We start from the raw sequence: 26,228 nt of genomic DNA on the forward strand, positions 1-26,228 counted from the left end.
CAGACAGCCAGCAAGCCAGCTCAGGCGTATTGCGCTTCGCCGTTGCCGAAGGACCAGTTTTCCTTGGGCACCTCGATGAGGCTGATGAACACATCCTCCCGGCGTAGCCCCAGCCGCTCGTGCAGCCCGTCGGCGACCGCCGTGTAGAAGGCCTTCTTCAACTCGACGCTGCGCCCGATGTTGAGCGTCACTTGGATCGTGAGGGCGTCGGCGGTCCGCGCGATGCCGAGATAGGTCGGATCGATGATCAGGCCGCCCGGCGCATGTTCGGTGATGACCTGGAAGCGGTCGTTCTCCGGCACGTTGAGCGTCGCCCGCATGGCCTCGTAGACCACGTCGCCGACGGTCCGGCGGTAGTCCGGCGGCTTGCCCTGGGGCAGGTCGATGCGAACGAAGGGCATGGGGAGACTCCGGTCAGGTGGGATCGATCTGGGCGAGCCGGCCGGCGAGGTCGGCGACGACGGCCGGCGGGAGCGCGGTCTCGACGCGCGTCTGCGCCTCCCGCCACAGCGGCAGGGCGGCGCTCAGCGCCGCGCGGCCCGCATCGGTCAGCGCGGCGACGCGCTCGCGCTGGTCGGCGGCGTTGACGGAGAGCCGCACGAGGCCCCGCCGCTCCAATGGGTCGAGGTTGCGGCCCATGGTCGATCGGTCGAGCGCGGCCTCCGTGGCGAGCCGCGTCACGCCGACCGGCCCAAGCCGGTCGAGGATGCGCAGGATCGAGAACTGGGTGATCCGTAAGGACACCGGCCGCAACGCGGCGTCGTAGGCGGCCGTGACCGCGCGGGTGACGCGGCGCAGGTTCGCGCACAGGCAGGGCGAGTCGGCGACCATAAAGCGGGTATATACCCTTGTCTCGCCGCCGCAAGGCCGGCGGTGACGCCCTGAGACGCCGGGCCCGGATCGTGCTATCGGCCGCCCCTCGCGAACTCCTTGATCGGGACGGCTCCTCCGCCTTGCGCCTCCTCGTCGTCGCCGTCGGACGTCTGAAGAACGGGCCGGAGCGGGATCTCGCCGCCCGCTACCGCGAGCGCGCCGCCGCGCTCGGGCGCGGCCTCGGCGTCACGGGGTGCGATCTTTCCGAACTGCCCGAATCCCGCGCCCGGCGCGCCGCCGACCGGGTGGCGGAGGAGGCCGAGGCGATTCTTGCGCTGGTGCCGGCGGACGCCGCGCTGATCGCCTGCGACGAGCGCGGGCGCTCCGACTGGCCGAGCGAGCGCATCGCCGCCCGGATAGGCGCGTGGCGCGACGGGGGGAGACCGGCGCTCGCCTTCGTGATCGGCGGGGCGGACGGGCTTCACGAGCGCGTGCGTTCCCGCGCCGACCATATTCTCGCCTTCGGAGCGGCGACACTCCCGCACGGGCTGGTGCGCGTGCTCGTTCTGGAGCAGGCCTACCGGACCCTCACCATCCTGGCGGGCCACCCCTACCACCGCGGCGATCCCGACGCATGAGGTCTTCTCAGATAAGGGCGGCGCTCCTTCTGGCCTGCTTGGCGACCGCCGGCACGGTGCGGGCGCAGGAGAATGCCGACGCCATGCGTCAGGCGCAGGAAGAGCGCGACCGGCGGGCGCAGAACCTCAAGCAGATCGAGGACGCGCTCGCGGCGAGCACCGGCAACCGCGCCGCCCTAGAATCCGAGATCGCGGCGATCGGCACCGACCGGGCCAAGCTCAGCATGGCCTTGCTCGACGCCGGGCGGCAGGCCCAAGCGACCGAGGATCGGTTGAGCCGGCTGGAGGAGCGGCTGCGCTCGCTCACCGAGAGCGATGCGGCGATCCGCAAATCGCTCGATTCGCGCCGCGCCGTCATCGCCGAAATTCTAGCCGCGCTCCAGCGGATGGGACGCCGCCCGCCGCCCGCGGTGCTGGTGCGGCCCGAGGACGTGCTGGCCGCGATCCGCACCTCCATGCTGCTCGGCGCCGTGGTGCCCGAACTGCGCGGGGAGGCCGAAACGCTGGCGGGCGACCTATCCGAGCTGGTGCGGGTGCGGGGGCAAATCGCCGCCGACCGCGAGACGCTCCGAAAGGACCTCGCCGGTTGGGCCGCCGAGCGCCAGCGCCTCGACGCGCTGGTGGCCGCCCGCCGGAACCGCCAAGTGCAGATCGAATCCGACCTCACCCAGGAGCGGCGGAAGAGCACCGAACTCGGCACCCAGGCCAAGACCCTGAAGGACCTCGTCGATCGCATGGAGGGCGAGCTGTCCACCGCCCGCCGCGCGGCGGACGAGGCGCGGGCGGCCGAGGAGCGCGAGCAGCGCAAGACGCAGGAAAAATTCGCCGCCGCCGGCGCCCGCGATCCGGCCAAGCTCGCCCCGAAGGTGAAGTTCGCCGATGCCCGCGGCGATCTGCCCAGGCCGGTCAGCGGCACGCTGGTGCGCGGCTTCGGCCAGCCCGACGGGCAGAACGGCACCACCCGCGGCATCTCTTTACGGACGCGGACGAAGGCCGTGGTCTCGGCGCCCGCCGACGGCTGGGTGTCGTTCGCCGGGCCGTTCCGCTCCTACGGCCGTCTCTTGATCATCAACGCGGGCGACGGCTACTATCTCTTGTTGGCGGGCATGGACCAGATCAACGTCGAAGTCGGTCAGTTCGTGCTGGCCGGCGAGCCGGTGGCTACCATGGGCGAGGGCGGCGGCCCGGCCGGCGTGTCGCAGGCGAGTGCGTCGTCGGCTGCGTCACAGAGGGACGATGATCGGAACGATCCCGTCCTGTACGTCGAGTTCAGGAAAGACGGCGGCTCCATCGATCCGGAGCCGTGGTGGGCGAGAAGTTCCAGCGAGAAGGTTCGCGGATAATGCGCAAAGTGTCCCTCGTGTTGCTCGGCGCCGCCCTCGGCATCGGTGCATCGGCCGTGTCGACCCAGACGCAATTGCTGTCTGGGACCAGCGCGGTCGCGGCCTCGGCCGAGACCTACCGGCAGCTCAGCCTGTTCGGCGACGTGTTCGAGAAGGTGCGGACCGACTACGTCGAGAAGCCCGAGGAGTCGAAGCTCATCGAGTCGGCGGTCAACGGCATGCTGACCTCGCTCGACCCGCATTCGAGCTACATGGACGCCAAGGCGTTCCGTGACATGCAGACCACCACCAAGGGCGAGTTCGGGGGCTTGGGCATCGAGGTCACGATGGAGGACGGCCTGATCAAGGTCGTCTCGCCGATCGACGACACCCCGGCCTCCAAGGCGGGACTCTTGGCCAACGACATCATCACCCAGATCGACGACGATCAGGTCCAGGGCCTGACCCTGAACCAGGCGGTCGACAAGATGCGCGGGCCCGTGAACTCGCCGGTGCGCCTCAAGATCAGCCGCAAGGAAGCCAAGGACCCGATCGACGTCACGCTCAACCGGGACATCATCAAGATCCGGCCCGTGCGCTCGAAGGTCGAGGGCGGCGACATCGGCTACGTGCGCCTGACTCAGTTCAACGAGCAGACCTTCGACGGCCTCAAGACCGCGATCGACAAGCTCCAGACCGAGATCGGCAACGACAAGCTCAAGGGCTACGTGGTGGATCTGCGCAACAACCCCGGCGGCCTGCTCGATCAGGCCGTGATGGTCTCCGACGCCTTCCTCGACCGCGGCGAGATCGTCTCCACCCGCGGCCGCAACCCCGACGAGACCCAGCGCTTCTCGGCCAAGGCCGGCGACCTCGCCAAGGGCAAGCCGATCGTGGTGCTGGTGAACGGCGGCGCGGCCTCGGCCTCCGAGATCGTGGCCGGTGCCCTGCAGGATCACAAGCGCGCGACCATCATGGGCACGCGCTCCTTCGGCAAGGGCTCGGTGCAGTCGATCATCCCGCTCGGCGGCCAGGGCGCGCTGCGCCTCACCACCGCGCGCTACTACACGCCGTCCGGCCGCTCGATCCAGGCCAAGGGCATCGAGCCGGATCAGGAGGTGCTGCAGGAGGTGCCCGACGACCTGAAGGGCAAGGACGAGACCAAGGGCGAGGCCGGCCTGAAGGGCCACCTCAAGCAGAAGGACACCGAGGAGCGCGGCGGTTCCTCGGCCTACATCCCGCCGGACCCGGCCAAGGACAAGCAGCTCATCGCCGCGGTCGACTTCCTGCACGGCATCCAGAAGGGTGCGGCCAACGTGACGAAGCCGGCCACCCAGAACTGATTTTTTCTCCCCACCCGCGACCGAGCGGCTGGGGTTAGGAAAAGATTAACCATAGCGGCCCGCAATACCGGCTCAGACCGGTGCTGCGGGCCGTTCGCGTTTCGCGGAAGCCCGCGCGGGTCGCATGGTGAATCGCCAAAGGCGGGACGGCGGGTGAGCGAGTCGGCCGACGATATCCTGACGAAGCCCCTCGGGGTCGGGGCCAAGGCCGGCGCGAAGGCCGGCCTCTTGGGCCGGCTGCCGCGCCTGACGGCCGCGCATGCGGTCGGCGGCGCCGGCCTTGCGCTTGCCCTGCTCGCGGGCGGCGTCGCCCTCACCGGCGACCCGCGCGGCGGCGAGCCCCGCGCCGGCGCCGTCATCGAGCGGCGCGAGCCCGCGGCGGCACCCCCTCAGCAGGTGGCGGAAGCGGCGCCGAAGGCGGCGAGCCCCTCGCAATCCGCGCAGGAAATCGAGCAGGCCTCCGGCGTCAGCGTGTTCCGCCCGGCCGGGACGACGGCGCCGGACGCGCCGGTCATCATCCGCGTGCCGAACGCGAGCCAGATCCGCCTCAACCCCGCCCCCGATCCGCGCCTGACCGAGCGCGGGCGCAACGGCCCGCTGCCGAAGCTCGGCGAGGGCAAGCTGCGCCCGCTCGACGTCTATGCCCGCCCGGAGGAGCCGGGCCAGGGGCCGCGCATCGCGATCCTCGTCTCCGGTCTCGGCATCGGTCAGGCGGCGACGCTCGGCGCCATCGCCCGGCTCCCGGCGGCGGTGAGTCTCGCGCTCTCGCCCTACGGCAGCGACCTCGAAAAGACCGCGGCGCGTGCCCGCGAAGCCGGGCACGAGATCCTGGTCCAGCTCCCCATGGAGCCGTTCGACTATCCCGACAGCGATCCCGGCCCCCAGACCCTGCTCACCGGTTCGCGCCCCGCCGAAAACCTCGACCGGACGAGCTGGGCGCTGAGCCGGTTTCCCGGCATCGTCGGCGTGGTCAACCTGATGGGCGCCAAGTTCTCCGGGGAAGCCGGCGCGCTCGATCCGGTGCTGAAGGAGATCGCGGGCCGCGGCCTCGGCTTCGTCGATGACGGCACCGTGCAGCGGCCCCTCGTCGCCGCGGCGGCGGGCAAGGCCAAGCTCCCGGCCGCCCGCGCGGACGTGGTGATCGACGCCACGGCCCGGCCGGACGCCATCGACGCGGAACTGACCCGCCTCGAAGCGCTCGCTCGCCAGAAGGGCTTCGTGCTGGCTTCCGCCGGTGCCGCCCAACTGACGATCGACCGCCTGTCGCGCTGGACCCGCGACCTGGAGGCCCGCGGCGTCCGGCTGGTGCCGGTCAGCGTCGCCCTGCGGCAGGAGCCGTCCCTGGGCAAGCTGTCGAGCGCAGCGCCCTGAGCCGAATTCTGTGCAGATGACGCGCTCTTCGCTCAGGCCGAGGCTTTGGCGGTTCGGCTGGTGAACTCATAAACTGCCGCAATATAACATTTGACGTGGTCGGTGTGCATCGACGGGCGCCGATCGATCGGCATTCGGTCCAATGTTTCGGAAAACTGTAACCATTCGGTCGCCACAACGATGAGGGCCGCCGGATCGAGGATTCGCTGCGGACATCTGGGCGGGAGTCGGCCGTGTCGTTTCCAAATCTCTCGATCCGCAACAAGCTGATCGCCTCCTTCGCCCTGTTGACCGGCTTCCTGCTCGGGGTCGGCGTGCTGGGCTTGTTCAGCATGGGGGTGCTGCGCGATCAGGCGCTGTCGATCGAGCGCAACTGGCTGCCGAGCGTGCGGGCGCTGGGCGAGATCGACACCCTGTCGGCGCGCATGAACGGCGTGATGCTGCGCCACACCCAGGCCGGCGACCCGCAGATGCTGGACGCCATGGAGAAGGATTTCGCGCGCTTCGGCGGCAAGATCGCCGAGCGGCAGGCGCTCTACGAGGCGCTGATCGGCTCGCCCGAGGAGCGCGCGCTCTACGACGCCTACCGGCGCGAACTCGCGACGTTCGAGGCCGAGCGCACGAAGGTGCTCGACATGTCCCGCAAGGGTCTGAAGGCCGAGTCCTTCGCCTATTACGAGTCGAAGGGCCTCGCGCCGCGTCGCGCCATGTCGAGCGCCCTGGAGAAGCTGATCGCCTTCAACAACGAGGGCGCCACCCGCGCCATGGCCGAGGGCGAGGCGACCTTCCAGTGGGCCCGCAACGCGGCGCTGGCCGCGGTCGTCCTCGGCTTCCTGCTTTCGGGCGTGCTGGCCTTCCTGATCGTGCGCGGCATCACCCGCGGCATCGCCTCGGTGGTGCGGCCGATGCAGGCGCTCGCCGCGGGCGACCACACCGCGGAGGTGCCCCATCGCGGCGCCCGCACCGAGATCGGCACCCTCGCCGACGGGGTGCAGGTGTTCAAGGACAGCCTGATCCGCATGCGCCGGCTGGAAGAGGAGACGCAAGCCGCCCGCGCCGGGGCCGAGGCGCAGCGTAAGGCGGCGACCCGCGAGATGGCCGACCGGTTCGAGCAGGCGGTCGGCGGCATCGTCGCCCTGGTCTCCTCGGCCGCGACCGAATTGCAGGCGACCGCCCAGAGCATGGCCGGCGCCGCGACCCAGACCGCGAGTCAGTCGGTCAGCGTGGCGGCGGCCGCCGAACAGGCCGCGACCAACGTCAACACCGTCGCTGCGGCGGCCGAGGAACTCGGCGCGTCGGTGCAGGAGATCGGCCGGCAGGTCGGCGGCTCGTCGATGCTGGCGCGCGCCGCGGTCGACGAGGCGGCGCAGACGGAGGGACATGTGCGCGAGTTGAGCGACGCCGTCGCCAAGATCGGCGACGTCGTCACCCTGATCACCACCATCGCCGGCCAGACCAATCTCCTGGCCCTCAACGCCACCATCGAGGCGGCGCGTGCCGGGGAGGCGGGCCGCGGCTTCGCCGTGGTCGCCGCCGAGGTGAAGGAACTCGCCAACCAGACCGCGCGGGCGACGGAGGAGATCGCCGGCCAGATCGGTCGCATCCAGGGCACCACCGGGGCTGCCGCAGCGGCGATCGCCGGCATCACCGGCCGCATCGAGGAGATCAGCGGTGTCGCCGCCTCCATCGCGGCGGCGGTGGAGCAGCAGGGTGCGGCGACCCAGGAGATCGTCCGCAACGTCGCCCAGGCGGCGTCCGGCGCGGGCGAGGTCACCGGCAACATCGCGGGCGTCGCCAGCGCCGCCGAAGAGGCCGGCGTCGCCGCCGACCAAGTCCTCGCCGCCTCGACCGAGCTGTCGTGCCAATCCGAGCATCTCTCCGGCGAGGTCGCCCGGTTCCTGGCGAGCGTGCGGGCGGCCTGACGCTCGCGCCATCCTTGCAGGTCGCCGTTGCCGCTGGCGCGCGCGCCGTCCTATGGTCGCGCCGCCATGACCAGCCCCCACGACGACCTCGCGCTGCCCTACCGCCCCTGCGTCGGCGTGGCCCTGTTCAATCCTGCGGGCCTCGTCTTCGTCGGCCGGCGCAAGTCGGAGGCCGGGCCGGAGCATGTCGCCGACGGCCATGCGTGGCAGATGCCGCAGGGCGGAATCGACGAGGGCGAGGAACCGCTCGCCGCGGCGCTCCGCGAACTCCACGAGGAGACCAACGTCCCGGCCGACGCCGTGACGCTGCTCGGCGAGACGCGCGACTGGCTCGCCTACGATCTTCCGCCCGACGTGATGAAGCAGGCCTGGAAGGGGCGCTACCGCGGCCAGCGCCAGAAGTGGTTCGCCTTCGGCCTCACCGGTCGCGAGGACGTGATCGATGTCGAGGCGCCGGGCGGCGGGGCGCACAAGCCGGAATTCGATGCGTGGCGCTGGGAGCGGCTGGAGGCGCTGCCGGGCCTGATCATCCCGTTCAAGCGGCCGGTCTACGAGGGCGTCGTCGCGGCCTTTTCCGGCCTCACCGGCTGGCACGCCACCGGGCCGCGATCGTGAGCCGCGCCCGGTTCCTGAGCCGCATCGGCTTTCTCCGAAAGCCGGCACCCGCCTTTCGGGCCGATGCTCGACCCTGACGATGCGCTGGTGGTCGATTCCCCTCCTGGCGGCTTTGGCTTGGCTCGCCTACACGCTGACGCCGTTCTGGTCGCTCTACGGGCTCGCCCGCGCCGTGCAGGCGGGCGACGTGGCCGGGGTCGAGCAGCGCGTCAACTTCCGCACCCTGCGCCTGTCGCTCGCCCGGCAGGTCTCCGCCACGATCCGGGCCGAGGCCGCCGCCGAGCCGCGCGAGCGACAGCGCCTCACGGACGCCGCCGCCGCGCTGGCGCTCCCCGTCGCCGAGGCGTTGGTGACGCCCCAGACCGTGGTCGATCTCCTCGACGACGGCTGGCCGCAGGCGCTGGACCTGCCCGACGCCACCTTGCGCCACGAGCGCCGGGACGGCCTGCGCATTCCCGACCTGTCGCGGGCTTTGCGCTACTACCTCGCCTCCGACATGCGCGGCTTCCGCTCGGTCGTCATCCCGGTGCCGCCGGACCGCCCGCGCGCCGAGCAGTTCCGCCTGCGGCTGCGCCTGCACGACTGGGGCTGGCGGATCGTCGAGATCGAGCTGTCCGAGGACCTGCGCGGTCGCATCGCCGAGAAGATCGCCGCCGGAGTCGCCCGCCTGCGCGAGAAGTCGGGGCAGGAAAAGCAGGGGCATGACAAGGCCGCGCCCGAGCCGGCCCCGCCGTGGGGTCGCTGACGTGGATGTCACTGGACGAAGGATCGGCGCAACTTAGTTCGGGACGGCCGCGTTGAGCGCGGTCACGCTTCACGGAGCGCAGCCTTGAGTGCAGCGTCGGCTCAGACCTCCCAGGACAATCCGGACGAGGCGGAGCACGGGTCGGAGCGACGGCTCGGGGCCGGGCTGCTGCTGGCGACGCTGGGCGTCGTCTACGGCGACATCGGCACGAGCCCGCTCTACGCCTTCAAGGAGGCGGTGCGGGCGGCGAGCCACGGTCAGCCGCCCTCGGCCGTGGCGGTGACCGGCGCGGTCTCGCTGATCCTGTGGTCGCTGATCCTGATCGTCTCGGTGAAGTACGCCGTGCTGATCCTGCGCGCCGACAACAAGGGCGAGGGCGGCATCGTCGCGATGCTGGCGCTGCTGGGCGCACGCCACGCCAAGCCCGGCTCGCGGCAAGCCCTGCTCCTCGTCGTCGGCCTCGTCGGCGCCGCCCTGCTCTACGGCGACGGGGCGATCACGCCCGCGATCTCGGTGCTCTCGGCGGTGGAGGGGCTGAAGGTCGATGCGCCCGCCCTCGACCGCTTCGTCGTGCCGATCACCCTGGTCATTCTCGTCGGCATCTTCCTCGTGCAGAGCCGCGGCGCGGCCTTCATCGGGCGCATCTTCGGGCCGGTGATGCTGGTCTGGTTCATCGTGCTGGCGGCTTTGGGCATCGGCGGCATCCTCCAGGCGCCGCAGATCCTTCACGCGATCAATCCGCTGGCGGCGGTGGAGTTCGTCGGCCATGCCGGGCTCGGCGTCGGCTTCGCCATGCTGGGGGCGGCCTTCCTCGCGGTCACCGGCGGCGAGGCGATGTATGCCGATCTCGGCCATTTCGGCGCCAAGGCGATCCGGGCGGCGTGGTTCGGCCTCGTGCTGCCGGCGCTGATGATCCATTATTTCGGCCAGGGCGCGATCCTGCTCGCCGACCCCTCGGCGGTCGAGAACCCGTTCTACCGCCTTGCGCCGGACTGGGCGCATTACCCGCTGATCGGACTCGCGACGCTCGCCACCGTCATCGCCTCGCAGGCGATCATCTCCGGCGTTTTTTCGCTGACCCAGCAATCGGTGCAGCTCGGCTTCCTGCCGCCGATGCGGGTGGTCCACACCGCCCCCGACGAGCGCGGCCAGATCTACGTGCCGACGGTGAACTGGCTGCTGATGGGGGCCACGCTTGCCGCGGTGGTGATCTTCCGCTCCTCCGACGCGCTGGCCGGGGCCTACGGCATCGCCGTATCGCTGCTCATGGCGATCACCACGCTGCTCGCCGGGTTGGTGGCCCGCAAATGGGGGTATGCGCTGGCCGCCATCATCGCGGTCAACGGCTTCTTCCTCCTGATCGACCTGATCTTCCTCTCGGCCAACAGCGTGAAGATCGTCGAGGGCGGCTGGTTTCCCCTCGTGCTCGCGGGCGCGGTCGCGTTCCTGATGCTGACCTGGCGCAAGGGTACCACCTGCATGGAGGATGCGCGGATCAACCAGCGCCCGTCCGAGCCCGCCTTCATCGAGCGCCTGCGCACCGACCCGCCGATCACCCTGCCGGGCTGCGCCGCCTTCCTGTCCTCGGCCACCAACGGCATCCCGCTGCCGATGGTGCGCGTGGTCGATCGCCTCGGCGCGCTCCACGCCCGCGTCCTCATCGTCACCGCCCTGTTCGAGGAGACCCCGACGGTGCCGCCCCACGAGCGGGCGGAGGTGAGCGAGATCACCCCCGATATCCGCCGGCTGATCCTGCGCTACGGCTTCATGCAATCGGCCTCGATCCCCGAGGGCCTGCGCTGCGCCGTCGCCTCCGGCCAGTTGCCGGAGGACTTCACCCACGACCTCACCGTCTTCGTCGGCCACGAGACCATCATCCCGGTCTCGGACCGGCGCGGCATGACGGACTGGCGCGAGGCCCTGTTCGCCGTGATGCAGAACAATGCCGAGCGCACCGGCGCGCATTTCTGCGTGCCGGCCCGTCAGGTGATCGAGATCGGGACCGAGATCGAGATCTGAGCCGGCGGCTCAATCGTCGGGCTGGGCCTTCATCCTGAGCTGCGAGGAGACGCATTCGCGCATCGCGTCCTCGATCCGCGCCTTCTGGGCGTTCGAGTAGCCGGCCACCTCGTCGATGCATTTGACGAAGTAGCCCGCGGTGAAGCTCTCGTTGACCGAGACGAACGATTTGCCGAAGCGCGTCGCGAGCTGGAGCCGGTCCATCGCAGAGCTTTCCCGCCACGCCTGGAGCGTGTCGGTCATCGACAGGGCGTGGGCGGCGCCGGGCGTCAGCAGGGCGGCGGCGAGGGCCAGGATGGTCAGGCGGCGCATTCTTGCGACTTTCTCCCGATGGTGTTTTCTGGTTTTTCTACCGCTGTGCGGCAGTTATGCCCGAACGTGATCCGGATTTTATCGTTTGAACACAGAGATATAGCCCGCGCCCGCGCATGCGGAAGCCGATTTCCGACGCCGATTTCTTAATTTGCTCTGAGGCGATGTCCGCCTGATCGCGATGACGGTGCAGGTCATTCCGAGCCGTCTACGATAGGTCGCCGCTACGGCTCCGGCCCCCACAGCCATGCCGCCCCGCGCACGCCTGAGGCGTCGCCGTGGAGGCTGGCCCGGACCGGCGTGTCGAAGGCGTCGGAAAAGACGTGCGGCGCGATTCTTTCGGGGAGCGCCGCCACCACGCTCTCGATGCGCGAGAGCCCGCCGCCCACCACGATCACGTCGGGATCGAGGACGTTGACCACGTGGGCGAGGCCGCGGGCGAGGCGGTCGAGGTAGCGCGCCATCGTGGCGGCTGCGCCCGGCTCGCCGGCCAGCGCGGCGGCGACGATGGTTTCGCCCGCTTGCCTCTCGCCGGTCCGAAAAAGATGGTCGGCGGCCAGTCCCGGGCCGGAGAGCCACGTCTCGAGACAGCCCCGGCGTCCGCAATAGCAGGCGGGTCCGGGCCGCTCGTCGTCGCGGGGCCAGGGGAGGGGGTTGTGGCCCCACTCGCCCGCGATGGCGTTGCGGCCGGTGAGCGCCTGCCCCCGCAGGGCGATGCCGGAGCCGACGCCGGTGCCGAGGATCACCGCCCAGACGACCGCCTCGCCCGCCCCCGCGCCATCGACGGCCTCCGAGACCGCGAGGCAGTTGGCGTCGTTCTCGACCCGCACCGGACGGGCGAGCCGGGCGGCGAGGTCCCCCGCGAACGGCTTGCCGTTGAGCCAGACCGAGTTGGCGTTCTTGATCAGCCCGCTCTGGCGCGAGACCGCGCCGGGCATGCCGATGCCGACGCTCGCTCCTTGCCTGCCGGCCTCGGCCTCAAGGCCGGCGACGAGGGCGGCGATGGAATCCAGCGTGCCCCCGTAGTCGCCTCGCGGGGTCGGCACGCGCCTCTCGGCCCGCGTCGTCCCGTCGGGGGCGAGCACGATCCCGGCGATCTTGGTGCCGCCGAGATCGATCCCGATGCGGAGTCTTTGCCCGCCCAAGCCCTTACTGCGCCGCCACGACCTTCGGGGCCGTCGCCTCGTCGCCGGGGGCGACCGGGTCCTCGTCCGAAATCTCGGTGCCGATCGAGACCGGATGCGCCATCACCTGGGCGAGCTTCTCCTTGTCGAGTTCGCCCTCCCAGCGGGAGACCACGATGGTGGCGACGCCGTTGCCGATGAGGTTGGTCAGCGCGCGGCACTCCGACATGAACTTGTCGACGCCGAGCACCAGCGTCATCGCGGCGACCGGCACTGGGTTGCCGGGGATGGCGGCGAGCGTCGCGGCGAGCGTGATGAAGCCCGCCCCCGTCACGCCCGAGGCGCCCTTCGAGGTCAGCATCGCGACGAGGAAGATCGTCGCGTACTGGCCGATCGTGAGGTCCGCGCCCACGGCCTGCGCCAGGAACAGGGTGGTCAGCGTCATGTAGATGTTGGTGCCGTCTAGGTTGAACGAGTAGCCGGTCGGGATCACGAGGCCGACGACCGAATCCGAGGCGCCGAGCCGCTTCATCTTGGTCATCATGTGCGGCAGCACCGTCTCGGACGACGAGGTGCCGAGCACGATCAGCAACTCGTCCTTGATGTAGGCGAGGAACTTGAGGATCGAGAAGCCGGCGAACGCCGCGATGCCGCCCAGCACCACGAACACGAACAGCAGCGAGGTGGTGTAGAAGGTGCCGACCAGCCACGCGAGGTCCACGACCTTGCCGATGCCGTACTGGCCGACCGTGAAGGCCATCGCGCCGAAGGCGCCGATCGGCGCGAGCTTCACGATGAGGCCGATGATGCGGAAGAACACTTGGCCCGCCGCGTCGATGCCGTGGGTGATGCTCTCGCCCTTCTTGCCCATGCCGGTGAGCACGACGCCGGTGAGGATCGAGATCAGCAGCACCTGCAGCAGGTCGCCGGTGGCGAAGGCGTCGAAGAAGCTTTTCGGGATGATCGCCATCAGGTGGGCGATGGTGGAATCGGCCGCCGCCTTGCTGGCGTAGCCCTCGACCGCCTTGGCATCGAGCTTGGTCACGTCGGCGCCGAAGCCTGCGCCGGGCTGGATGATCTCACCGACGAGGATGCCGACGAGCAGCGCGACCGAGGAGACCACCTCGAAGTAGATCAAGGCTTTCAGGCCGACGCGGCCGACCTTCTTGAGGTCGCCGATCGAGGCGATGCCGTGGACGATGGTGCAGAAGATGATCGGCGCGATCATCATCTTGATCAGCGCGATGAAGGCATCGCCCATCCACTTGAACGACTTGCCCCAGTCGGGCGCAATCCAGCCGACGAAGATGCCGAGCGCGATGGCGATCAGCACCTGGATGTAGAGCACCTTGTACCACGGCGTATGCGCGGCGGGCGCGCTGGCGCCGTGGGACGCGGCGTGGGCGGAATGGGCCATGGTTCCTCACCGATACCGTCTCGCGCGGCCTCGGCCGGGCGGCTTGGCGCGACGCTAGTCCGTTTAATCCCGACCCTCAATCGCGACTCGGTAGTCGGCCGCGGCTTTGTAACCCGACTCGGCTGTCGAGAACTCGAATCCGGCCCTTTCGCAACCGAAACGCGAGCGCGATCAAGGGGAAGTGGCCCAGACGCGCGGCCGCGGAGGTTCGAGCCCCCGTGTCCATCGCCCGAGTCCTGTCCGCCGCCCTCTTCGCCCTCCTGCTCGCGCTGCCGGTGCGGCCCGCCGCGGCCTCGGTCGTCGCGCAGGTCGATCAGACGGCCCAGCGGATGCAGGTCTACGTCCGCGGCGTGCTCGCCTACAACTGGCCGGTCTCGACCGCGCGGCGCGGGTTCGTGACGCCGAACGGCCGCTACCGGGTCGGGCTGATGGCGCCGATGTGGCGCTCGCGCAAGTATCACGGCGCGCCGATGCCCTACGCGATGTTCTACAGCGGCGGCTACGCCATCCACGGCACCTACGCGGTCGGCGCACTCGGGCGCCGGGCGAGCCACGGCTGCATCCGCCTGCATCCGGCGCACGCCCGCGAGCTGTTCGGGCTCACGCGCGCCTATGGCGGCACGCGGGTGGTGATCCGGAATTGAGCCGACGCCCCCAAAGGTGCAGGGCAATCGGGCGTATCGTGCGGCAGCTCCGTATGGCCGGGCGCGAAGTGCGCCCCGCTCGAGCGGCCTCGGCCCTGCCGAGGCGTCGAGCGGAGCGAGAAGCCCAAAGGGACTCGATGCCCGCGGCCGCGGCCGCCGGCGCTTGAGGCCGAGCAAGAACCGGCTTTCCCTTTTCGGGGGCGCATTCTAGAAGCGCTCCCATGTTCGGCATGATCTCCTCGGCGCAGCGAATTACGGGCCCGGCTTCCGCGTAGGCACCGCCTCCTGGCGGCCGCCGGATGCCGGGTGACCGCTTTCGCCCCGTTCCCTTATCGCCCGTACCGAAGACGCCGAACCCGCCATGAGCGACCAGCCCGATGCCGCCCCCGCTGCGGCCGCCCGCGACTATTCCAAGACCCTCTTCCTGCCGAAGACCGAGTTCCCCATGCGCGCCGGCCTGCCGGCCCGCGAGCCGCTCCTGCTGGAACGTTGGAATCAGATCGGCTTGTACGAAAAAATCCGTGTGGCGGCGAAGGGCCGGCCGCGCTTCGTGCTGCATGACGGCCCGCCCTACGCCAACGGCAACATCCATATCGGGCACGCGCTCAACAAGATCCTCAAGGACGTGATCGTCCGCAGCCAGGGTGCGCTCGGGAACGACGCCGACTACGTGCCGGGCTGGGACTGCCACGGCCTGCCGATCGAGTGGAAGATCGAGGAGCAGTACCGCGCCAAGGGCCGGAACAAGGACGAGGTGCCGGTGCTGGAGTTCCGCCAGCAATGCCGGGCCTTCGCGGCCGATTGGCTCAACGTCCAGCGCGACGAGTTCAAGCGGCTGGGTGTCACCGGCGACTGGGACCGGCCCTACTCGACCATGGCCTATCCGGCTGAAAGCCGCATCGCCGCCGAGCTGATGAAGTTCGCGGCCTCGGGCCAGCTCTATCGCGGCTCGAAGCCGGTGATGTGGTCGGTGGTGGAGAAGACCGCGCTCGCCGAGGCCGAGGTCGAGTACGAGGAGCATGTCAGCGACACGGTGTTCGTCGCGTTCCCGATCCGCGACGGCGCTACGCCGGAGTTGAGCGGCGCCCGCGTCGTCATCTGGACGACGACCCCGTGGACACTGCCGGGCAACCGCGCCGTCGCCTACTCCAAAAAAGTCGCTTACGGGCTCTACCGCGTCACGGCCGCCGCCGAGGACAACTGGGCCAAGGTCGGCGACACCTACCTGCTCGCCGACGCGCTGGCCGAGGGCGTGTTTAAGGCCGCGCGCGTCGAGGGTTTCGAGCGCGTGGCCGACGTGCCGACGCAGGCGCTCGCCGGGCTGACCCTCTCGCACCCCTTACAAAACTTCGATCCGGGCTACGGTTTCACGGTGCCGATGATGGACGGCGACCACGTGACCGACGAGGCCGGCACCGGTTTCGTCCACACCGCGCCGGGCCACGGCCGCGAGGATTTCGAGGTCTGGATGGCCAACGGCCGCCGCCTCGCCGAGGCCGGCATCGAGACCCGCATCCCCTACACGGTGGACGCCGACGGGGCGCTCACCAAGGAAGCGCCGGGCTTCACGGGCCGGCGCGTCTTCAACGACAAGGGCGACAAGGGCGACGCCAACAAGGCGGTGATCGCGGCCCTCACCGAAGCCGGCGCGCTGGTCGCCCGCGGCGTGCTGCGCCATCAGTATCCGCATTCCTGGCGCTCGAAGAAGCCCGTCATCTTCCGCAACACGCCGCAATGGTTCATCGCGATGGACCGGGCGGTGGACGCGTTCGGCAACCGGACGCTGCGCGAGACGGCGCTCCACGCCATCGAGCAGACCCAGTGGGTGCCGCCGCAGGGCAAGAACCGCATCAACGGCATGGTCTCGGGCCGGCCCGATTGGGTGGTCTCGCGCCAGCGCGCCTGGGGCGTGCCGATCACCGTGTTCGTCCACCGGGAGACTGGTGAGGTGCTGCGCGACGAGACGGTGAATGCCCGGATCGCAAAGGCCTTCGCGGCGGAGGGCGCCGACGCGTGGTTCAAGGACGACGCCACCGCGCGCTTCCTCGCCCCCGAGCACGATCCGGCGGCCTTTGAGAAAGTCACGGACGTCCTCGACGTCTGGTTCGATTCCGGCTCGACCCACGCCTTCGTGCTGGACGACGCCGAAGCCTTCCCCGGTCTCGCCGGCATCCGCCGCGCGGTAGACGGCGGGCCGGACCGGGTGATGTATCTGGAGGGCTCCGACCAGCATCGCGGCTGGTTCCAGTCCTCGCTGCTCGAATCCTGCGGTACGCGCGGCCACGCCCCCTACGACGTGGTGCTCACCCACGGCTTCGTCCTCGACCCCAAGGGGGAGAAGATGTCGAAGTCGAAGGGCAACGTCGTCGCCCCGCAGACCGTCATCAAGGAGTCGGGCGCCGACATCCTGCGCCTGTGGGTTGCCGCTTCGGACTATTCCGACGATCTGAGGATCGGCCCGGAGATCGTGAAGACGTTCGCCGAGACCTACCGCAAACTCCGCAATTCCTTGCGCTGGATGCTCGGCTCGCTCGCGCATCACGTGCCCGGCGACGACGTGCCCCTCCAAAACATGCCGGAGCTGGAGCGGCTAATCCTGCATCGGCTGGCCCAGCTCGACGGCGAGATCCGCGAGGCCTACGCGACCTACGACACCAAGCGGATCGTCGCGCTGCTCAACGGATTCATGACCGGCGACCTCTCGGCCTTCTACTTCGATGTCCGCAAGGACGCGCTCTACTGCGATCCGATCTCGTCGCCGACGCGCCGGGCCGCGCTGCAGGTCATCGACGCAGCGTTTGCCCGCGTCACGGTCTGGCTCGCGCCGGTGCTGGCCTTCACGGCGGAAGAGGCATGGCTCGACCGCACCCCGTCGGAGGCCGGCTCGGTGCATCTCCAGACTTTGCCGGAGACGCCCGCGGACTGGCGCGACGACGCGCTCGCCGCGCGCTGGCAAAAGATCCGGCGGGTGCGCCGGGTCGTCACCGGGGCGCTGGAGATCGAGCGCGCGGCCAAGCGCATCGGTGCGAGTCTGGAGGCGGCCCCCGTCGTGTACGTGTCCGATCCCGACCTGCTCGGGGCGCTGGACGGCGTCGACTTCGCCGAGGTCTGCATCACGTCCGCCATCACGGTCCGCGACGGCGAGGGGCCGGCCGACGCCTTCCGCCTCGACGAGGTGAAGGGCGTGGCCGTGGTGCCGCAGCGGGCGGAAGGGCGCAAATGCGCCCGCTCGTGGCGGGTGACCGAGACGGTCGGCGAGGACGCCGATTACCCCGACGTGACGCCGCGCGACGCGCAGGCGCTGCGGGAGTGGGACGCGGCCAATCCGGCTGCCGCGTGAGCGTGTCGAGCCGAAGAATGGATCGCGGGTTCTCCCTCCCCCCTGTGCGGGGGGAGGGCATTGGCCGCGCCCGCTCCGCTCGGAACGAGTGCCCCCGATGACCCCCTTCCGCGCCGGCCTCCTGGCCGCCCTGGCCACCCTGCTGCTCGATCAGGCGACCAAGCTCGGGCTCTATTTCGGCACCGATCTGGTGATGACCGGGCCGTGGCGGGTGGCGCCGTTCGCCGACCTCGTCGTGGTGTGGAACCGGGGCATCTCCTACGGGCTGTTCCAGCAGGAGGGCGGGATCGGGCGCTGGCTGCTGGTGGCGCTCTCGCTTGCGGCGTCCGTCGGGCTCTCAGTCTGGATGACCCGGGCGGCGACGCGGCTGCTCGCGGTGGCGCTCGGCCTCATCGTCGGCGGCGCGCTCGGCAACGCCATCGACCGGGCGGCCTACGGCGCCGTGTTCGATTTCGTGCATCTCCATGCGGGCACGTGGTCGTGGTACGTGTTCAACGTGGCGGACGCCGCGATCGTGGCCGGCGTCGTCGGCCTGATCCTCGACAGCCTGCGCCCGGCCACCCGGGTGGGTGCCTGAGCCCACACGTTCCACGCCCGAGGCTGCGGCAAAGCGCGCCCTCGCCATACGATCGCCCGAAACCCGGCCCACGCCGTCACCGGGGATCGGGGCGATGATGTCCGGGGACGATCCGGCCGACGGCTCCATCAGAGGGCCGGCCTGAAGGCGGGAGAGGGCGAGATGAGCGGGCGGCGCGGCGTGTCTGGAAACCGGACTTCTCCGGTCCTCCGTTCCCTTCTGGCCTGTACGGCGATCACGGCCGGCCTCGCCGCCACATCCGCCCGCGCCGAGGGCGAACTGATGCGCGACGCGCTCAGCGGCATCGGCCTGATCGAGCCCGAGCGCCCGGCCATCAACTATCGCGAGCGCGCGCCCCTCGCCATGCCGCCCAAGCTCGGCGGCCAGCAGGACCTCACCGCCGGTCTTCCCGTGCCCCGCGCGCGGCAAGCGGACCCCGCTTGGCCGAAGGACCCGGAGGTGATTGCCCGCGAGCGCGCCGCGGTCGAGGCCAAGAAGCCGATCGTGCGCGGCGCGCAAGGCCGCATGAACGACAACAACGAGACGCTCTCGATCTACGAGATGGAAGCCGGCCGTCGCGCGGGCGCGGGTGCGGTCACCGGCCCGGCGGGCAGCCCCGGCCAGGGCGACACCCGCGATTCGACGTGGCTCAACCCGTTCGAAATCTTCAAGGGCAAGGCCGAGAAGACCGAGCCGGCGGTGGCCGAGCCGGATCGCGACACCCTGACCGATCCGCCGACCGGCTACCGCAAGGCCCCGATCAAGGTCGCCAAGCCCGGAGGCACGCCCGTCGGCGGGCCGATCAGCGACCGTGAAGAAGCCGACCCGCGTGCCTATCTGAGGAATCCGGGACGCTACTGAACTCCCGCGGCGCCGCGGCCTCGGGGACCGGATCCCACCGCCGCGTGGCGGGTTTCGCGGTGACGACGATCGGGAGTGGCCGCGCGGACACGCCGCGCGGTACGGTATTTGCGCCCGGCACGCATTCTCGGGAGAATGCCGGGCAATCGGGACGGAAAGCGCGGACGGGCGGAAGAGCCCCCGCACAGGGACAGACAATGCACCTCTACCGGAAGGCCACCCCCCCTCTGGGACCGCAGCGCGGCTTCGCGCATGCCGGCCGGGTGGAGGCGGCCCCGTTCGGGCGATCCGAGGCCGGCGGGCCGGAGGTCACGGCCTTCGCCCTCGACAACGGCCTCGACGTGGTGGTGGTGCCCGATCACCGCGCTCCCGTCGCGACTCACATGATCTGGTACCGCAACGGCTCGGCCGACGATCCGATCGGCCAGTCGGGCATCGCCCACTTCCTCGAGCACCTGATGTTCAAGGGCACCGATCAGCACCCGGCCGGCGCCTTCTCCAAGGCGGTCTCGGGGCTCGGCGGCCAGGAGAACGCCTTCACCAGCTACGACTACACCGCCTATTTCCAGCGCGTCGCCCGCGACCATCTCGGCACGATGATGGGCTTCGAAGCCGATCGGATGGGCGGCCTCGTCCTCGACGACGCCGTGGTGGCGCCCGAGCGCGACGTGGTGCTGGAGGAGCGCCGCATGCGGGTCGAGACCGACCCGTCGGCCCAGCTTTCCGAGGCGATGGCGGCCTCGCTGTTCGTGCACCATCCCTACGGCATCCCGATCATTGGCTGGATGCACGAGATCGAGGAGCTGAACCGCACCCACGCGATCGATTACTACAAGCGCTTCTACACCCCCGAGAACGCGATCCTCGTGGTGGCCGGCGACGTGACGCCGGACGAGGTGCGCCGCCTGGCCGAGGGCACCTACGGCCGGGTGACGCCGCAGGGTGCGCGGCCCAAACGCCTGCGCCCGCGTGAGCCGGAGCCGCGGGCGATGCGCCGCATCGCGGTGGCCGACCCGAAGGTCGAGCAGCCGACGCTGCAGCGGCTCTACCTCACTCCCTCGTGCATGACCGCCCGCGACGGCGAGGGCCACGCGCTCGAACTGCTGGCCGAGGTGATCGGCGGCGGCGCGACCTCGTTCCTCTACCGCCAGCTCGTGCTCGAACTCGGTGTCGCGGTGAACGCGGGCGCTTGGTACATGGGCTCGGCGATGGACGACACGCGGTTCGCCGTCTACGCCGTGCCCGCCGAGGGCGTGAGCCTGGAAGCGCTGGAGGAGCATATCGACCGCGTGCTGCGCCGCGCCGCCGAGGCGCTCGACCCCGAGGCGATCGAGCGGGCCAAGATCCGGCTCGTGGCCGAGACGGTCTATTCCTCCGATTCGCAGTCCTCGCTCGCCCGCATCTACGGCTCGGCGCTCGCCATCGGCGAGAGCGTGGAGGAGGTGCGTCGCTGGCCGACCGACATTGAGGCGGTGACCCGCGACCGGCTCGCCGCAGTGGCCGCGCGCTACCTCGTGCCCGCCCGCTCGGTGACCGGCTACCTGACCAAGGCCCGCGACCCCGACGTCGCGGTCGCCTGACGCCGGCCCTCGCCCTTTGACGGCGCCGCCTCGAGAGGCAGGGCGCCGATTTCAGAAATATTCAGGAACCGTCCGATGAACCTCGCCGAGACTGGCACCCGCACCGCGACCTCGCCGACCCAGGCGCTGCCGGTCGTGGCCGCCCCCGGCATCGAGGCGTGGCACGTCGCCTCCCCCGTGGTGCCGATGATCGCCCTGTCCTTCACCTTCGAAGGCGGTGCGGCGCAGGACCCCGAGGGCAAGTCCGGCACCGCGCAGATGCTCAGCCGCCTGCTCGACGAGGGCGCGGGCGACCTCGATTCCAACGCCTTTCAGGAGGCGCTGGCGGCGCGCGCGATCGAGCTGAGCTTCCACACCGGCCCCGATTCCATCGGCGGCTCGCTCAAGACCCTGTTGACCCATGCCGACGAGGCGATCCGCCTTCTGGCGCTCGCGCTCGCCGAGCCGCGCTTCGATGCGCCCTCCGTCGAGCGGGTGCGGGCGCAGATGATCGCCAGCCTGCGCTACCAGCAGAACGATCCCGGCGTGCTGGCCTCGCGCCGCTACTTCCGCACCGCCTTCCCGGACCATCCCTACGGCCGCCCGTCCTCGGGCACGATCGAGACCGTCTCGGCCATCACCCGCGACGACCTCGTGGCGATGCACCGGGCGCTCATCGGCCGCGGCGGGTTGAAGGTCGCCGCCGTCGGCGCCTTCGACGCGGACGGCATCGCCGCCATGATCCAGCGCGCCTTCGGCGGCCTGCCCGAGGCCGGGCCGCTCAAGCCCGTGCCGGCCACGAGCATCCGCGAACTCGGCAGCCGCATCGTCGTCGATCTCGACGTGCCGCAATCGGTGATCCGCTTCGGCCTGCCGGGCATCGCGTGGCGCGATCCCGACTTCATCCCGGCCTACGTGCTGAACCACATCCTGGGGGGCGGCGCCTTCACTTCGCGCCTGTTCCAGGAGGTGCGCGAGAAGCGGGGCCTCGCCTACACGGTCGGCACCTCGCTGACCTCGCACCGGGCGGTCGCCATGACCTGGGGCTACACCGCCACCAAGAACGAGCGGGTGACCGAAGCCCTCGACGTGATCGGCGACGAGATTTCCCGCCTCATCACCGACGGCCCCTGCGACGAGGAACTGCAGAAGGCGAAGGACTATCTCACCGGCTCCTACGCGCTCGGCTTCGACACCTCGACCAAGATCGCCGGCCAGCTCGTGCAGATCGCCTTCGAGGGGCTGGGCATGGACTACATCGCCCGCCGCAACGACATGGTGGCGAACGTCACCCAAGCCGACATCCGCCGCGCCGGCGCGCGGACGCTCGGCGCCGGCAACATGCTGGTGGTCGCCGCCGGGCGACCGACGGGGATGTGACGCGACGCGCTTTCGGGCGTGAGAGACAGGGGCCGGCACGCGGGGACGCGGAGCCGGCCTTTTTCATGCGCCGTGCCGACGTCTTGGGCTCACCTTCAAAGCGCCTATCTGGAGAACACCCGGCTCCTTCCGTCTCAAGGCCCTGCGATGCAGCTCACCGGACTCCACCACGTCACCGCCGTCACGGCGCGCGCGGCCGACAACCTCGCCTTCTACACTCGCGTGCTGGGGCTTCGGCTGGTCAAGAAGACGGTCAATCAGGACGACGTCTCGGCCTATCACCTGTTCTACGCCGACGGGCGTGCCTCGCCGGGCTCGGACCTGACCTTCTTCGACTGGCCGGCCCCATCGGAGCGCCGCGGCGGCAACAGCATCAGCCGCACGGCCTTTCGCGTGTCGGGGGAGGGGACCTTCGACTGGTGGCGCGAGCATCTCGGACGCCAGGGCGTGAACCACCATCCGGCGACCCTACGTGACGGCCGCCTCACCCTCGACTTCGAGGACGGCGAGGGCCAGCGTCTCAGCCTGATCGACGATTGCCGAGTGGGTGAGGCCTATCCGTGGGAGGGCAGCCCGGTGCCGGCCGCCCACCAGATCCGCGGCCTCGGGCCGATCCGCCTCGCGGTGGCGAACCCCGAGCGTACGGAAGCCGTGCTCACCGAGGTCATGGGCTTCACCCGTGCCCGCAGCTTCGAATTGCCCGAGGGCGAGGTGAGCGTGTTCGAGACCGGCCCCGGCGGCCCGGCGGCGGAGGTGCATCTCCTGAAGGATACCTCCGCACCTGCACGGCAAGGCGCGGGCGGCGTCCACCACGTCGCCTTCCGGGTGCCGGATGCGGACTACGCGGCCTGGGCCGACCGCCTCAAACAGCGCCGTGTGCCCTCCAGCGGCCCGGTCGATCGCTACTACTTCCGCAGCCTCTATTTCCGGGAGCCCAACGGCATCCTGTTCGAGATCGCCACCGACGGGCCCGGCTTCGCCACCGACGAGCCGATGGCGACGCTCGGCGAGCGCCTCGCCCTGCCGCCGTTCCTCGAACCGCGCCGGGCCGAGATCGAGGCGGGGCTGAAGCCGTTGTGAGCCGGAGAGGCGGAGCCATGCGGAGCGTGACGGCAGCGGCGCTCCTCCTCGCGGGATCGACCATCGCCGTGAGCGCGGCGGAGGCCTGCCTGTCTTACACGAACCGGATCGGCCTCACCGGGCGTTTGATCCATCGGACCTATCCGGGACCGCCCAACTACAAGAGCGTCGCCCGCGGCGACCGCCCGGAAAAGGTTCTGGTCCTCGCCCTCGCCGAGCCCGTCTGCATGGCGCAGGACAAAGCGGATCGCGACGGCATGAGCCCGGCCATTGCCCGCATCACGCAGGTGCAACTCGCGGCCACGCTCCGCGATCTCGGCGGGATAAAGATCGGTCGGACGCTCCGCGTCACCGGCGAGGCGTTCGCGGCCCATACCGGCCACCACCATACGCCGATCGTCTTGGACGACGTGCGGGTCGAGCCGGGGCCCTGACGCCGGAATCGGCCCATCGCCGATGCATCCGGCCGGGGGCAGGCATGCATCGGTCTCAAGAACAGTTCCAGACAAACGCATAATCCCGCGTCTGTGGCATCCCTGCGTCTTGACGCGGATGCTGCGGTTGCGAGATGACCCCGCGTTGAACGCTGAAGATTCGGGAAGCCCGCGGCCGATGAGCAAGTACAACGAGGAGCGCGTCCTCTCCGTCCATCACTGGACCGACACCCTGTTTTCCTTCCGCACCACGCGCGATCCGGCATTCCGCTTCCGCAACGGCGAGTTCACGATGATCGGCATCGAGGTCGAGGGGCGGCCGCTCCTGCGCGCCTACTCGGTGGTGTCGGCCAATTACGAGGAGGAGCTGGAGTTCTTCTCGATCAAGGTGCCGAACGGCCCGCTGACCAGCAAGCTCCAGCATCTCAAGGTCGGCGACCCGATCATGATCGGCAAGAAGCCGACCGGCACGCTGGTGCTCGACAACCTCCTGCCCGGCCGCCACCTCTACCTGCTCGGCACCGGCACGGGTCTCGCGCCGTTCCTGTCGATCATCAAGGACCCGGAGACCTACGACCGCTTCGAGAAGGTCGTGCTGGTCCATGGCTGCCGCCAAGTGCAGGAACTGGCCTATGGCGAGACCATCACGCAGACCCTGCCCAAGCATGAATTCCTGGGCGAGATGATCTCGAACCAGCTGATCTACTATCCGACCGTCACCCGCGAGCCGTTCCGCAACCGCGGCCGGATCACCGACCTGATGACCTCGGGCAAGCTGTTCGAGGATATCGGCCTCCCCGCCATGGCGATCGACGCCGACCGTTTCATGCTCTGCGGCTCGCCGGAGATGATCAAGGACACCCGCGAGATGCTGACCGGGCTCGGCTACGAGGAAGGCAACCACGGCGAGGCGGCCCACTACGTCATCGAGAAGGCCTTCGTCGAGAAGTGATTCTTTGGGAGTGGGGCGGCCCGCCGCCCCTTCCGTCGATCCAACCCCATCCCCCTCATCCTGAGGTGCCGGAGCGAAGCGGAGGCCTCGAAGGAGGGCTCCAGGGATCGCGCGCTCCGCTGGAGCCCTCCTTCGAGGCCGCTCACGCGGCACCTCAGGATGAGGTCGTGGGTGGGATGATCGTTTCCGTGTCCGCCTGAGCCGCCATGCCGCTTCCGCCCGCCCTGTTCATCGCCGGCGCCGGCACCGAGATCGGAAAGACCTACGTCACCGCCGCCCTCGTCCGGCACTTGCGCGCGGAGGGGCGGGGCGTCCGCGCCCTGAAGCCGCTGGCGAGCGGCGTGCCCCCGCTCGACGATCCGACGTTCCCCGAGAGCGACACCGGCCGGTTGCTCGCGGCGCAGGGATTCGCGAGCACGCCCGATGCGGTCGCCGCCTGCTCGCCCTGGCGCTTCGCCGCGCCGCTTGCGCCCGATCTCGCCGCCGCGCGCGAGGGGCGCAGCCTCGCGCTCGACGACCTCGTCGGCTGGTGCCGGGCGCGGGTGAGGGAAGCGGATGGTGATGAGACGGTGCTGATCGAGGGCGTCGGCGGGCTGATGAGCCCGGTGACGGAAGCCGCGACCGGCCTCGACTGGCTCAAGGCGCTGAATCTCCCCGCGCTGCTCGTCTCGGGCAGCTATCTCGGCGCGATCAGCCACGCGCTGACCGCGATCGAGACGCTGCGGGCCCACGGCGTGGCGCTTCTGGGAGTGGTGGTCAGCGAGAGCGAGGGCGCCCCGACCCCGCCGGAGACGGTCGCGGGGGCTATCGCCCGGCATGGTGGCGCGAAAGTCGGGATCGTCCCCCGCGGAGGCGACTTCCCGAAAAACCTCTTGTGAGCGGGCGGCTCAGCGCGCCCGCGGCTCCTTCGGCCCCACCTTCGGCTCGCGGGACTCTTGGATTTCCTCGGCCTTCTCCTCGTCGGTATCGCCGCTGCGCTTGATCGTGGCCTCGGGCTTGGCGGTCAGCTCCTTGAGGATGGCGACCAGCTCCTTGCACTCCTTCGGGAAGCCGTAGGATTCGAGCACGATCGCGGCGTCGCGCAGCGTCCGCAGGTCGCGCACGATCTGGGCGTTCTTGGCCTCCTGCAACTCCTTCTTCTCGGCGATGGCCGGCTCCAGCCCGGCATCCTCGACGGCACAGGCGGCTTGTGCCGCGGGAGCGAAGGCGGGGGTCAGCGCGAGCAGAAGCAGGGCGCAGGCGAGGGGGCGGCGCATCATCGGGGCTCGTGGTTGGCTGCGGGCGAGAAAGGTCAGCCGCGGTCGCGCAGCAGATCGTGGGTCACGGCCACGATCTGGGCGGTGCGGTAGGGCTTGGGCACGAACACCGAACGGGAGACGGCTTCCGCCGCCGACAGGCCGTCGCGACCGCCCGAGGTGTAGACCACCGGCAGGCGCGGCAGGGCGCGGCGGGCGCGGTGGGCCAGCGCGATCCCGTTCGTGTTGCGGGCGAGATCGATATCGGTGAAGAGCAGGTCCACCTGTTCGCGCGACAGGATCGCCTCGGCCTCGTCGGCGTCGGCGGCCGTCAGCACGCGGTATCCCTCGTCGAGCAGGGCCTCGGCGGCGAGCTCGCAGACGAAGGCCTCGTCCTCGACGACCAGGATCGTGCCGGCGCTCGGCGCGAACGGAAAGGCGGGAAGGGCGGCGGCGGTGCAGGCGAAGGGGATCATGGCAGAACTCCAACTCACCCGGGCTCGGGCAACGGCCGAGCTTGCGGAT

The 26,228-nt window shown here is 70.2% G+C and carries 25 protein-coding genes; 18 read left to right on the forward strand and 7 right to left on the reverse strand.

Annotation, left to right across the window (positions count from 1 at the left end; all coding sequences use genetic code 11):
* Positions 1-20: 20 nt before the first annotated feature.
* Both ASG52_RS23960 and ASG52_RS23965 read right to left on the reverse strand, forming a co-directional pair.
* Positions 21-401, reverse strand: a complete 381-nt coding sequence (locus ASG52_RS23960) for a tautomerase family protein (protein ID WP_056248938.1) — start codon at positions 399-401, stop codon at positions 21-23.
* Between the two features lie 13 nt (positions 402-414).
* The gene (locus ASG52_RS23965) at positions 415-831 is read right to left on the reverse strand and encodes a MarR family winged helix-turn-helix transcriptional regulator (RefSeq protein WP_056248940.1); all 417 of its coding nucleotides are present in this window, start codon (positions 829-831) and stop codon (positions 415-417) included.
* Between the two features lie 122 nt (positions 832-953).
* Here ASG52_RS23965 and rlmH point away from each other — a divergent pair, with 122 nt between their 5' ends.
* The 8 genes from rlmH to ASG52_RS24005 all read left to right on the forward strand — a co-directional run bounded on the left by rlmH (position 954) and on the right by ASG52_RS24005 (position 10,788).
* On the forward strand, positions 954-1,451 hold the full coding sequence (gene rlmH, locus ASG52_RS23970) for a 23S rRNA (pseudouridine(1915)-N(3))-methyltransferase RlmH (RefSeq protein ID WP_056248943.1): 498 nt from the start codon (positions 954-956) through the stop codon (positions 1,449-1,451).
* A complete protein-coding gene (locus ASG52_RS23975) occupies positions 1,448-2,794 on the forward strand; it encodes a murein hydrolase activator EnvC family protein (RefSeq protein ID WP_056248945.1) in 1,347 nt (448 codons plus the stop codon). The genes rlmH and ASG52_RS23975 overlap by 4 nt, the downstream gene beginning before the upstream one ends.
* The gene (locus ASG52_RS23980; protein WP_056248948.1) at positions 2,794-4,116 is read left to right on the forward strand and encodes a S41 family peptidase; all 1,323 of its coding nucleotides are present in this window, start codon (positions 2,794-2,796) and stop codon (positions 4,114-4,116) included. The genes ASG52_RS23975 and ASG52_RS23980 overlap by 1 nt, the downstream gene beginning before the upstream one ends.
* Positions 4,117-4,269: 153 nt before the next feature.
* Entirely contained in the window at positions 4,270-5,487 is a 1,218-nt protein-coding gene (locus ASG52_RS23985) for a divergent polysaccharide deacetylase family protein (RefSeq protein ID WP_056248952.1), read from the forward strand.
* A gap of 233 nt (positions 5,488-5,720) precedes the next feature.
* The gene (locus ASG52_RS23990) at positions 5,721-7,409 is read left to right on the forward strand and encodes a methyl-accepting chemotaxis protein (protein WP_056248953.1); all 1,689 of its coding nucleotides are present in this window, start codon (positions 5,721-5,723) and stop codon (positions 7,407-7,409) included.
* Between the two features lie 66 nt (positions 7,410-7,475).
* Positions 7,476-8,024, forward strand: a complete 549-nt coding sequence (locus ASG52_RS23995; protein WP_056249896.1) for an RNA pyrophosphohydrolase — start codon at positions 7,476-7,478, stop codon at positions 8,022-8,024.
* A 79-nt stretch (positions 8,025-8,103) separates the two neighbouring features.
* Positions 8,104-8,769, forward strand: coding sequence for a DUF2939 domain-containing protein (locus tag ASG52_RS24000; protein ID WP_056248956.1), 666 nt, complete (start codon positions 8,104-8,106; stop codon positions 8,767-8,769).
* A gap of 84 nt (positions 8,770-8,853) precedes the next feature.
* Complete coding sequence (locus ASG52_RS24005; RefSeq protein ID WP_056248959.1) at positions 8,854-10,788, forward strand: potassium transporter Kup; 1,935 nt, start codon at positions 8,854-8,856, stop codon at positions 10,786-10,788.
* Positions 10,789-10,797: 9 nt separating this feature from the next.
* Here the strand turns inward: ASG52_RS24005 and ASG52_RS24010 are convergent, their stop codons facing one another.
* The 3 genes from ASG52_RS24010 to ASG52_RS24020 form a co-directional block, all read right to left on the reverse strand.
* A complete protein-coding gene (locus ASG52_RS24010; RefSeq protein ID WP_056248962.1) occupies positions 10,798-11,100 on the reverse strand; it encodes a hypothetical protein in 303 nt (100 codons plus the stop codon).
* A 224-nt stretch (positions 11,101-11,324) separates the two neighbouring features.
* Complete coding sequence (locus ASG52_RS24015) at positions 11,325-12,245, reverse strand: ROK family protein (RefSeq protein ID WP_056248965.1); 921 nt, start codon at positions 12,243-12,245, stop codon at positions 11,325-11,327.
* A gap of 4 nt (positions 12,246-12,249) precedes the next feature.
* On the reverse strand, positions 12,250-13,641 hold the full coding sequence (locus ASG52_RS24020; RefSeq protein WP_056248968.1) for a dicarboxylate/amino acid:cation symporter: 1,392 nt from the start codon (positions 13,639-13,641) through the stop codon (positions 12,250-12,252).
* Positions 13,642-13,859: 218 nt separating this feature from the next.
* Here ASG52_RS24020 and ASG52_RS24025 point away from each other — a divergent pair, with 218 nt between their 5' ends.
* From ASG52_RS24025 to bioD, 10 genes are all read left to right on the forward strand, one after another.
* On the forward strand, positions 13,860-14,285 hold the full coding sequence (locus ASG52_RS24025) for a L,D-transpeptidase (RefSeq protein ID WP_353612504.1): 426 nt from the start codon (positions 13,860-13,862) through the stop codon (positions 14,283-14,285).
* Between the two features lie 361 nt (positions 14,286-14,646).
* A complete protein-coding gene (ileS, locus tag ASG52_RS24030) occupies positions 14,647-17,625 on the forward strand; it encodes an isoleucine--tRNA ligase (RefSeq protein ID WP_056248971.1) in 2,979 nt (992 codons plus the stop codon).
* 97 nt (positions 17,626-17,722) lie between these two features.
* The gene (gene lspA / locus ASG52_RS24035; protein WP_056248973.1) at positions 17,723-18,202 is read left to right on the forward strand and encodes a signal peptidase II; all 480 of its coding nucleotides are present in this window, start codon (positions 17,723-17,725) and stop codon (positions 18,200-18,202) included.
* 162 nt (positions 18,203-18,364) lie between these two features.
* Complete coding sequence (locus ASG52_RS24040; protein ID WP_056248976.1) at positions 18,365-19,063, forward strand: hypothetical protein; 699 nt, start codon at positions 18,365-18,367, stop codon at positions 19,061-19,063.
* 197 nt (positions 19,064-19,260) lie between these two features.
* Positions 19,261-20,643: a M16 family metallopeptidase gene (locus tag ASG52_RS24045; protein WP_056248980.1), complete on the forward strand. Its 1,383-nt coding sequence runs from the start codon at positions 19,261-19,263 to the stop codon at positions 20,641-20,643.
* A gap of 75 nt (positions 20,644-20,718) precedes the next feature.
* Entirely contained in the window at positions 20,719-22,002 is a 1,284-nt protein-coding gene (locus ASG52_RS24050) for a M16 family metallopeptidase (RefSeq protein WP_056248982.1), read from the forward strand.
* A gap of 147 nt (positions 22,003-22,149) precedes the next feature.
* Positions 22,150-23,082, forward strand: a complete 933-nt coding sequence (locus tag ASG52_RS24055; protein ID WP_056248985.1) for a ring-cleaving dioxygenase — start codon at positions 22,150-22,152, stop codon at positions 23,080-23,082.
* Between the two features lie 17 nt (positions 23,083-23,099).
* Complete coding sequence (locus tag ASG52_RS24060; protein ID WP_056248987.1) at positions 23,100-23,516, forward strand: DUF4431 domain-containing protein; 417 nt, start codon at positions 23,100-23,102, stop codon at positions 23,514-23,516.
* A gap of 178 nt (positions 23,517-23,694) precedes the next feature.
* Entirely contained in the window at positions 23,695-24,468 is a 774-nt protein-coding gene (locus ASG52_RS24065; protein ID WP_056248989.1) for a ferredoxin--NADP reductase, read from the forward strand.
* Positions 24,469-24,674: 206 nt separating this feature from the next.
* Positions 24,675-25,346 (forward strand): dethiobiotin synthase, encoded by a 672-nt coding sequence (bioD, locus tag ASG52_RS24070; RefSeq protein WP_056248992.1) that lies wholly within the window; start codon positions 24,675-24,677, stop codon positions 25,344-25,346.
* Positions 25,347-25,355: 9 nt separating this feature from the next.
* On the opposite strand, the gene ASG52_RS24075 is transcribed toward bioD, so the two are convergent.
* Together ASG52_RS24075 and ASG52_RS24080 are read right to left on the reverse strand one after the other, a co-directional pair.
* Entirely contained in the window at positions 25,356-25,724 is a 369-nt protein-coding gene (locus ASG52_RS24075) for a hypothetical protein (RefSeq protein ID WP_056249902.1), read from the reverse strand.
* A 35-nt stretch (positions 25,725-25,759) separates the two neighbouring features.
* Complete coding sequence (locus ASG52_RS24080; RefSeq protein WP_056248995.1) at positions 25,760-26,179, reverse strand: response regulator; 420 nt, start codon at positions 26,177-26,179, stop codon at positions 25,760-25,762.
* Positions 26,180-26,228 lie beyond the last annotated feature (49 nt).

The sequence above is a fragment of the Methylobacterium sp. Leaf456 genome (assembly GCF_001425465.1).
Taxonomy (GTDB): Bacteria; Pseudomonadota; Alphaproteobacteria; order Rhizobiales; family Beijerinckiaceae; genus Methylobacterium.

Coding starts and splice junctions, on each gene's coding strand:
- ASG52_RS23960 (WP_056248938.1), bottom strand. CDS start 401: ATGCCCTTCGTTCGCATCGACCTGCCCCAGGGCAAGCCGCCGGACTAC.
- ASG52_RS23965 (WP_056248940.1), bottom strand. CDS start 831: ATGGTCGCCGACTCGCCCTGCCTGTGCGCGAACCTGCGCCGCGTCACC.
- ASG52_RS23975 (WP_056248945.1), top strand. CDS start 1,448: ATGAGGTCTTCTCAGATAAGGGCGGCGCTCCTTCTGGCCTGCTTGGCG.
- ASG52_RS23980 (WP_056248948.1), top strand. CDS start 2,794: ATGCGCAAAGTGTCCCTCGTGTTGCTCGGCGCCGCCCTCGGCATCGGT.
- ASG52_RS23995 (WP_056249896.1), top strand. CDS start 7,476: ATGACCAGCCCCCACGACGACCTCGCGCTGCCCTACCGCCCCTGCGTC.
- ASG52_RS24000 (WP_056248956.1), top strand. CDS start 8,104: ATGCGCTGGTGGTCGATTCCCCTCCTGGCGGCTTTGGCTTGGCTCGCC.
- ASG52_RS24010 (WP_056248962.1), bottom strand. CDS start 11,100: ATGCGCCGCCTGACCATCCTGGCCCTCGCCGCCGCCCTGCTGACGCCC.
- ASG52_RS24020 (WP_056248968.1), bottom strand. CDS start 13,641: ATGGCCCATTCCGCCCACGCCGCGTCCCACGGCGCCAGCGCGCCCGCC.
- ileS (WP_056248971.1), top strand. CDS start 14,647: ATGAGCGACCAGCCCGATGCCGCCCCCGCTGCGGCCGCCCGCGACTAT.
- lspA (WP_056248973.1), top strand. CDS start 17,723: ATGACCCCCTTCCGCGCCGGCCTCCTGGCCGCCCTGGCCACCCTGCTG.
- ASG52_RS24040 (WP_056248976.1), top strand. CDS start 18,365: ATGAGCGGGCGGCGCGGCGTGTCTGGAAACCGGACTTCTCCGGTCCTC.
- ASG52_RS24045 (WP_056248980.1), top strand. CDS start 19,261: ATGCACCTCTACCGGAAGGCCACCCCCCCTCTGGGACCGCAGCGCGGC.
- ASG52_RS24050 (WP_056248982.1), top strand. CDS start 20,719: ATGAACCTCGCCGAGACTGGCACCCGCACCGCGACCTCGCCGACCCAG.
- ASG52_RS24055 (WP_056248985.1), top strand. CDS start 22,150: ATGCAGCTCACCGGACTCCACCACGTCACCGCCGTCACGGCGCGCGCG.
- ASG52_RS24060 (WP_056248987.1), top strand. CDS start 23,100: ATGCGGAGCGTGACGGCAGCGGCGCTCCTCCTCGCGGGATCGACCATC.
- ASG52_RS24065 (WP_056248989.1), top strand. CDS start 23,695: ATGAGCAAGTACAACGAGGAGCGCGTCCTCTCCGTCCATCACTGGACC.
- bioD (WP_056248992.1), top strand. CDS start 24,675: ATGCCGCTTCCGCCCGCCCTGTTCATCGCCGGCGCCGGCACCGAGATC.
- ASG52_RS24075 (WP_056249902.1), bottom strand. CDS start 25,724: ATGCGCCGCCCCCTCGCCTGCGCCCTGCTTCTGCTCGCGCTGACCCCC.
- ASG52_RS24080 (WP_056248995.1), bottom strand. CDS start 26,179: ATGATCCCCTTCGCCTGCACCGCCGCCGCCCTTCCCGCCTTTCCGTTC.